4 protein-coding genes and 1 pseudogene are annotated in these 5,255 nt (G+C 44.4%); 2 read left to right on the top strand and 3 right to left on the bottom strand.

Features of this window, described 5'->3' with window-relative positions; genetic code table 11:
* The first annotated feature begins 233 nt into the window (after positions 1 to 233).
* Complete coding sequence (locus HA41_RS19155; RefSeq protein WP_244175154.1) at positions 234 to 995, top strand: alpha/beta fold hydrolase; 762 nt, start codon at positions 234 to 236, stop codon at positions 993 to 995.
* 474 nt (positions 996 to 1,469) lie between these two features.
* On the opposite strand, the gene HA41_RS20895 is transcribed toward HA41_RS19155, so the two are convergent.
* Both HA41_RS20895 and HA41_RS20890 read right to left on the bottom strand, forming a co-directional pair.
* Positions 1,470 to 1,877, bottom strand: a complete 408-nt coding sequence (locus HA41_RS20895) for a hypothetical protein (RefSeq protein ID WP_143807376.1) — start codon at positions 1,875 to 1,877, stop codon at positions 1,470 to 1,472.
* Between the two features lie 82 nt (positions 1,878 to 1,959).
* The gene (locus HA41_RS20890; RefSeq protein WP_143807375.1) at positions 1,960 to 2,319 is read right to left on the bottom strand and encodes a hypothetical protein; all 360 of its coding nucleotides are present in this window, start codon (positions 2,317 to 2,319) and stop codon (positions 1,960 to 1,962) included.
* Between the two features lie 344 nt (positions 2,320 to 2,663).
* Here HA41_RS20890 and HA41_RS20885 point away from each other — a divergent pair.
* Positions 2,664 to 3,781 (top strand): annotated as a pseudogene (locus HA41_RS20885) (IS3 family transposase).
* Between the two features lie 373 nt (positions 3,782 to 4,154).
* On the opposite strand, the gene HA41_RS19135 reads toward HA41_RS20885, so the two are convergent.
* Positions 4,155 to 5,135, bottom strand: a complete 981-nt coding sequence (locus HA41_RS19135; RefSeq protein WP_094122079.1) for an acyltransferase family protein — start codon at positions 5,133 to 5,135, stop codon at positions 4,155 to 4,157.
* Positions 5,136 to 5,255: the final 120 nt, after the last annotated feature.

The following is a 5,255-nucleotide window of genomic DNA, read 5'->3' as shown; positions in this document are numbered from 1 at the left end:
GATTTATTCAACAAAGCCCTTCTATGATAAACGCTTCTGTCAACTTGCCCCGGTTTATCAGGGATAACATAACAAGGACTAAACTCATGCCTACCGCATATATTTGTGCCACCATCGGAGGGGCTGTTTTATTAATATCAGTCTTAGTCTCAGCGTCCGCAACTCAGTCTATGTCCACACCTTCAGAGCATCCGAACTCGCAGCGTATCTCTGTACAGACGCAAGGCTCGGGAATGGATGTCATATTAATTCCGGGGCTGGCGTCGTCTCGCGAAGTTTGGGCCGATTTAGCATCAACTTTACGTAAGAACCACCGCATTCATCTGGTTGAACTTGCGGGCTTTGCAAGTACGCCTGCCGTTTCCAATCCAGACGGAAAAGTCATTGCTCCGGCAGTTGACGCCATCGCTGATTACATTCAAACCCAGCGCATCAAAGCACCGGTGATCATTGGCCATTCTCTTGGGGGCGAGATTGCATTGATGCTGGGGGCGCGCCATCCCGACCAGGTCGGTCGTTTGATGATCGTCGATGCCCTGCCGTTCTATACGTTGATGATTAATCCTGCGGCGACCAGTGAAACTGCTGCCCGGCAGGCCACGGCTATGCGGGATTGGCTATTAGGACAGTCGTCGGAGCAAATCAAAGAGTTTCAGAAAACATCCATAATCCGTTTAGCCAAGACCGAGGCGGTGAGGCCAGCGTTAGTTACTGCCGGGATCAATTCTGATCGCAAAACTGTTGGGGATGCCGTGTATGAATTGATGATTACCGATCTGCGCCCCAAGCTCGCCCGCATCAAAGCGCCAATTGAGGTCGTGTACGCGTATGACGCCTTATTCGGGGTTCCTGCAGCCAGCGTGGATGCAATGTACCGCCAAGCCTACGCTGCTGTACCCGATATCCGATTCACGCGGATCGATGACAGTTTTCACTTTGTCATGCTTGATCAGCCAGAACGGTTTTCCCGCGCGGTTAAGTCATTCTTAAATTAATAAAAGATGCTGTAGCACATCAAGTTGACTTTGCAACAGTATCTAAAGTCCGCTGTTGATACGAAGCCAATGCGCGCTTAAGGTCCGCAATGAGCGAAAAGCGGAAGTTCTTAATTGTTATCAAAACGGGTACATTACTAACACTATTCTGTATTGATCAACGGGATGCAGGGCAAGTAATGAAGCTGGCAGAGGATGAATGCACAGACTCCAGAAATTATTTTGAATTAATCTGAACTTAAAAACTATGGCTGGAGCTCCGCCAAATTAACAAGAATGTTATATGTGAATAAAAAGTCTGAAAGCAGGACGCTTTGAGATCAGGCATACGAAAAAGTTTCAGTACTTCATTGATGACAATGAAGTACTGTTAGATGAACTACCGATTGACTCACCTGAACGAAGTATCCTGGCAGTACTACAAGAGCAATTCGAAGATGAGAACAAAGACAGCGGCCTAAAATGGATAAGTTGTCAGTAGTTACCTGGTGCGTGTTTTCTTGGTACGCGATTAATATTAGCTTTTGGCTTCAATTCAGGTATACGCACCGGGCGACGCGTATCAGGGTTATTACACGTCCTGACAGGTGCAGCTTTAGTTTTAGGCTCAGCCTTAGTCTTGACCGTTACAGGTGGTGTAGCACGGGTACGTGACTCAACAACTACTACTACCGGCTCGATTTCAGGTTTCATTTCTAAGCAGTCTGAACAATAGTTGATATCAGTGTAACGGCGTTTAGCCACAGCCATAGCCTGATGATATTCATAAAACGACCCTAAAAATACTTGTCCTTCTTGCTGTAACTTCTTGCAACCCTTGCAATGCACTGTCATCCCCAAAAAAGGATGAATGCAGGCATAGTAAAACTTCGATTTATTCACCGATATTTCCTTAAAGTGCTGTGTGTAACCTTCAGTATTAAATGGCTAAAGTTAGTTTTCCCTGGTGCAGCAGTAAGATTTTTTATATGTTTTTTGCGTATTCGATACTACGCATATCCGAGCATTTCACCAACCCGCTAAAGTTAGCAGTGTTACGCCCTGTAATAGTAAAAGGCACGACAATTTTAGAACCGTCAATTCCTACTGAATCACGATGAACATAGAGTGAACCAATCGTAATTTTGGATTTACCGAAAAATTCAGCAGTAGGCATCTGAAGTAAATCATTCTCAACTGCTGTGACGGCACTTTTCAAATTTACAGTACTGCAAGCAAGGCGATCACTTTCCTCATGCAGTTGTTTTGAATAAACGTTATAGCCGATCCCACAGAGTACTAAAGCACTCAGACAACCAATACCAACTTTAAAGCTAGTCTTCATATCCTTGAATTCCGTTTGCTAAGTCTGGGTATATGATCAATCAGTTAAATAACGAAAACAATAACTTTTTTCATTTTTTTGAAAGCACAGTAACACTGATAATATGTTAGCGATAGCATGTAACTGAAACGTAATGGTTATTTCGTCTATTTCAGCCCAGGTAGAAATCAGACAAATCCATTAATACTCTAGGTCACTTAAATAAAACTACATCTAATATTCAGTTTAATTAAAGAGTTATTCTTTCAATATTTTCGAATGTTTCAGATGATTTGACCTGCTCCCCGTTGATTAATACACCGCGATGCTAGTAATGTCTTCATAAGCCGCATGAGGACATCCCCATGAAGAAGCGTTTTTCCGACGAACAGATCATCAGTATCATCCGCGAGGCTGAAGCCGGGGTTTCTGCCCGTGCGCTCTGCCGTAAGCACGCCATTTCCGACTCTACCTTTTACACCTGGCGTAAGAGGTATGGCGGTATGGAGGTGCCCGAGGTTAAGCGCCTGAAGTCGCTTGAGGAAGAGAACGCCAGACTCAAGAAGCTGCTTGCCGAAGCCATGCTGAATAAGGAGGCACTTCAGGTGGCTCTGGGGCGAAAGTACTGACGACAGACCAGAAGCGGGAAGCCGTTGAGTTTATGTGTGATGCGACCGGTCTGTCGCAACGTCGTGCCTGCAGGCTTACAGGTTTGTCCCTGTCGACCTGCCGCTATGAGGCTCAGCGTCCGGCGGCTGATGCGCATTTATCAGGGCGCATCACTGAGCTGGCACTGGAGCGCAGGCGTTTTGGCTACCGCCGCATCTGGCAGTTACTGCGCCGTGAAGGCCTTCATGTTAATCACAAGCGCGTGTACCGCCTTTATCATCTGAGTGGGCTGGGCGTAAAACGCAGACGACGTTGTAAAGGGCTGGCAACAGAACGTCTGCCACTGCTCCGCCCGGCGGCGCCCAACCTGACCTGGTCGATGGATTTCGTCATGGACGCGCTGGCCACCGATCACAGGATCAAGTGCCTGACCTGTGTGGACGACTTCACGAAGGAGTGTCTGACAATTACCATCGCATTCGGGATTTCAGGCGTTCAGGTCACGCGTATTCTGGACAGCATTGCACTGTTTCGAGGCTATCCGGCGACGATAAGAACTGACCAGGGGCCGGATTTCATGCCGCGCACTGGATCAATGGGCCTTTGAGCATGGTGTTGAGTTGCGCTTAATCCAGCCGGGCAAGCCAACACAGAACAGATTTATTGAGAGCTTTAACGGACGATTTCGCGATGAATGTCTGAATGAGCACTGGTTCAGCGATATCGTTCGCGCCAGGAAAATCATTAATGACTGGCGACAGGATTATAACGAGTGTCGTCCACATTCAGCACTGAATTATCAGACGCCATTAGAGTTTGCAGCACGGTGGCGGAATGGAAAATGTGAAGGTAAAAAACCGACATCACTAACTGACGGTTGTATCTAATACTGGGGGCAGGTCATGGCGATATCATGTAAAGAATCACCTTGCTTATACCTGCCCCAGATGATCGCTTTCTGCTCTGGCGTGTAGTAAATGCGGGTTCGTTGTTTCATGGCAATGTCCTCCTCGTTACAGGATAGCGTTGCATCGATCAGTTGAACTCACACGACAAGCGGACGGCAACCCTAAAAAGAGCATTCCATTTACGAGTAACTGAGTGCTCACAGTTAGTCTTTATTGTGTATGCCTGGAGAAGCTTTGAACATGATTTAGCCGCGGCCTGTCGAAATTTCATGACGTTATGCCAGTCCCAGAAAAATTGACATCTTTTGGCTTTTTCTGATGAGGATAGACGCTGCAAAGCTAAAAAATTATGTTTAGTACAATAACATAAGTTAAGAATAAAACAGGATCTCTTGAAATTCCCGATTTACTCCATACCCATCCCAGAAATATTAAAATAGGCAGGTGAGTTAAATAAAATGGTAGGGCGAGCTTTGATAAAGCTGTGATGGTTTTATTTTCTTTTATATTTAAATTCTTGAAAGTATAAAATAATGCCAGGCACAGGGCGATTACAGCAAAAACCTGACATAAGCTCATAGCAGTTTTGAACTCACCTTTAAAAATAATGCTAAAAAAGTACCATAAAAGGTAAAGCGCCGATAAAAATATCGCCTCCTTTTTATTAACATCCTTTTTGATAAAAAACAGCAACATTCCTGTGAAGAAAAAAGGGATGTATTGTATGGTTGGAATTATCTGGCTTACACTCAGTACAGAATTCGGTAGCAGCATATTAACTATTTTGCTTACAGCAACAGATAAACAGACGGCCAAAAACAGCAAGGAAAAAACGAACGGCCACGTTAACCTATTCAGCTTTTCTGCAATGTAAGAGGCGAGCCTGTTTATTTTTTCCGGTGCAAGCATCAAGAGCATGCTTATCTGAGAAAGAACAATAAGAAACCAGAGGTGCTTATAACTGAGATAATCACGCAAATCTGTGTCATCGAAAAGGAAATACATTTCCATTGCAATCAAAGGCAAGGTTATCATTACAGCCAGCAATGTGGGTCGTATTAATCTTTTTTTTCGACTTGAAATAAAATGACTAGCACCCTTTCGCTTTATTAAAAGTGCTGAAAAAAATCCAGAAATGATAAAAAAAAGCTCCATCCTGAATGGGTGTGTTAAATTGAGTGCATCCACAACCCATACATTTTGATTTAATGAATAATCAAATCCCCATGCGCCACCGTAGAGCATTGAAGCATGAAATGTGGGGCCGAAAATCATGATGATTGAGCGAAGAAGATCTAGCCCGGTTAGTCTGTTGTTCATGTTTATGAATAAGCATCCGAGGTTGGTTTATCATATTATTATAATATCCAAAAAATAGTGTATGCAATTAGCTCTTTTCTTAATTAACAATATGGCCCCTCCTTTTCACTCTTGGTTGGC

Origin of the sequence: Pantoea conspicua, from assembly GCF_002095315.1 — a bacterium.
In the GTDB taxonomy this organism is placed as follows: domain Bacteria; phylum Pseudomonadota; class Gammaproteobacteria; order Enterobacterales; family Enterobacteriaceae; genus Pantoea; species Pantoea conspicua.
The sequence above is the reverse complement of the archived record's forward strand: the minus strand, read 5'-3'. Positions and strand labels throughout refer to the sequence as shown.